Raw genomic sequence first — 2,567 nt, 5'->3', positions numbered from 1 at the left:
TAGAGACCACACCATTGATGTCGCACGGGCTGCGGGGGGCGTTGCTGCCGCGCTTGCCGGTGGCGATGTTGATGCCGGTGCCGATGCCGCTGGAAATGCCGCTGCAAATAACTACCTCAGCAGTGCGCAACAGGCTCAGATGAATAAAGAGTTAGAAGAGTGCCCTGATGATCAGTGTCGAAGAGATGTTAACGAAAAATGGTTTGAGATTGATGAACAACAAGATAGAACTTTTTCGACAGGACTTATGTCTGGTCTCATTGCCGATACACCAATCAAGCTATACGAGTTAGCTGATGGCGCTGTGAAGAACATGATGTTACAAATAATGATATTTGCNATATAGATTACGTAAAAGAGAATTTTGAAAAAGCGGGAGTTGACGGAGCTTTTAATGCCGGTTTTGAAACAGGAAGATTATCAGCCGGAGTGTTAGAAAACTTTGCTGGAGGAGCTGGAGTAGTCAAGGGAGGCATAAAGCTTGGCGAAAAGGCTGTGATCAAGTTCAATGCTAGGAAAGATTTTGCCCAATTCGCTTCCAAGAAAAATCTTGCAGAACTTGTCGCTCAGGGAGATCCTGACAAACTTGCGGCGAAGAAAGAACTGACCAAACTCGCTGCTAAAGAAAAAAAGCTTTGGTTAAAAAAGAAACCCACTAAATTTACCGATAGCAAATTTGGACAGACTAACAAAGCCTATCAGAGAAACGACCTTTTTGATCCTAATAAAAGGGTTAAATGGACTGAAAAACAAAAAAACGGTGTGGGGCACCAATGTTGAAAGGATGGAAGCAGGAAAAGCACCTATAGGTTTTGATGGTAAGCCTGTTGAGTTGCATCACCTAAAGCAAACACCTGAGGGGCCCATAGCAGAAATGAGCAAGGAATCTCATAATAAATACAATTCCGTGATTCATGCTCCCTCCAAAACACATCAATCACTTATAGAGAGAAAAAAGTTTAAAAAATGGAGAGAGGAATATTGGAAGGAACGCGCTAAAGGTTATAGAGAACAAAAAAACAGTAATTTAGGAGGAATAATTGATATGAAATGGAGTATTATGAGTATAGATTTTGACAGATGGGGACAGGAGCATCGGTAGTAATGCTCTACGGTTGATGAAAAGAGAAAAAAGAAATTTGGAGAAATAATTGATGAAAACCTATACCTTAGATGATGTTTTAGAATTAGTTGATAAATATAATGGTGATATTATCAATTTTGGTACTGAAGATGATGCAGTTGGTGATCTCGTGATTGAAAAGGCCGAGAAAGCTCTCGGTTTACAATTTACATCGTCTTACAAGAGTTTTTTAGAACATTGTAAAGGCGGGGACATTGGTGGTGAAGAAATCTATAGTCTTTATGATAATCCTATGGGTATTCCTGCTGGTGATATTGTTTTTCAGAACTTAAATGATAGAAAACGTGGTTTTGTGACATCAGAACAGCTTATCGTGTGTGAAGCTGATTTTGATGAAACCTTTTATTTTGATTATACGCAGTTTCGGGATGGAGAATGTCCAATCTATGTTATGTTTCCATTGGATAATTGCGAATATTATGCCAGTAATTTTTATGAGTTCCTTTGCAAAAGAATTATAGTACACGCGGGAGTTGAGATACCTGATGGTGATCAACCGATTGAAAAGATTGAGAACACTCCCACTCCGCAACCTATACCCTTTTACAAGAGCTTTTGGAAAAAACTATGGAGGAGGGGCAATTGATAGAAGAAATACGGAGCGTTTATAACGCAAGTTTTGAGGATCATCCATGAAAACCTATACTTTAGATGATGTTGCAGTATTAATTGATAAAGTGAATAAATATGATGATGATATTATCCATTTTCGTATTAAAGATAATGCAGTTGATGATCTTGTTATTGAAAAGGCGGAGAAAGCTCTCGGTTTACAATTCACATCGTCTTACAAGAGTTTTTTTAAACATTATAAAGGTGGGGACATTAGTGGTGAGGAAATCTATAGTCTTTATGAGCATCCTATAGGTGTTTCTGTTAATGACGTTGTTTTCCAAAACTTAAATGATAGAAGAGATGGTTTTACGACACCAGAACAGCTTGTCGTGTGTTACGCTGATTTTGATGAAACCTTTTATTTTGATTATACGCAGTTTCGGGATGGTGAATGCCCACTCTATGTCAGGTTTCCATTGGGCGATTCTGAATATTACGCCAGTAATTTTTATGAATTCCTTTGCAAAAGAATTAAAGTACACGCGGGAGTTGAGATACCTGAAGGTGACCAACCGATTGAAAAGATTGAGCACACTCCCACTCCGCAACCTATCCCTTTTTACAAGCGTTTTTGGAAAAAACTATGGAAGAGGTGAAATTGATAGGGGAAATATGAAGCGTTTATAATACAGACCTTACAACTGTTTAGGGGGGTGATATTGTTTACCAAAACTGAAATGATAGAAAACAAGGCTTAGCAAAACCAGAACAGCTCGTTGTGAGTAAATATGTGCAGGGCAATGGTGCCTTACAAGTCGATGGCGCAGTGTTGAATGATTTTGGCGCCATAATGACAGAAGGTGATTTA

2 protein-coding genes and 1 pseudogene are annotated in these 2,567 nt (G+C 38.9%); all 3 read left to right on the top strand.

Annotation, left to right across the window (positions count from 1 at the left end):
- A pseudogene (locus ACFIJ0_RS08835) lies at positions 1-1,102 on the top strand (HNH/ENDO VII family nuclease); the annotation flags it as partial.
- Positions 1,103-1,154: 52 nt separating this feature from the next.
- The gene (locus ACFIJ0_RS07470) at positions 1,155-1,730 is read left to right on the top strand and encodes an SMI1/KNR4 family protein (RefSeq protein ID WP_375643998.1); all 576 of its coding nucleotides are present in this window, start codon (positions 1,155-1,157) and stop codon (positions 1,728-1,730) included.
- Between the two features lie 46 nt (positions 1,731-1,776).
- The gene (locus ACFIJ0_RS07465) at positions 1,777-2,355 is read left to right on the top strand and encodes an SMI1/KNR4 family protein (RefSeq protein ID WP_375645263.1); all 579 of its coding nucleotides are present in this window, start codon (positions 1,777-1,779) and stop codon (positions 2,353-2,355) included.
- The last annotated feature ends 212 nt before the right edge of the window (positions 2,356-2,567 follow it).

It is taken from the genome of Bartonella sp. OC68QHHN, assembly GCF_042193875.1.
Lineage (GTDB): Bacteria > Pseudomonadota > Alphaproteobacteria > Rhizobiales > Rhizobiaceae > Bartonella > Bartonella grahamii_A.
Note: the sequence above shows the minus strand (reverse complement) of the source record. Positions and strands in the feature narration are given on the sequence as shown.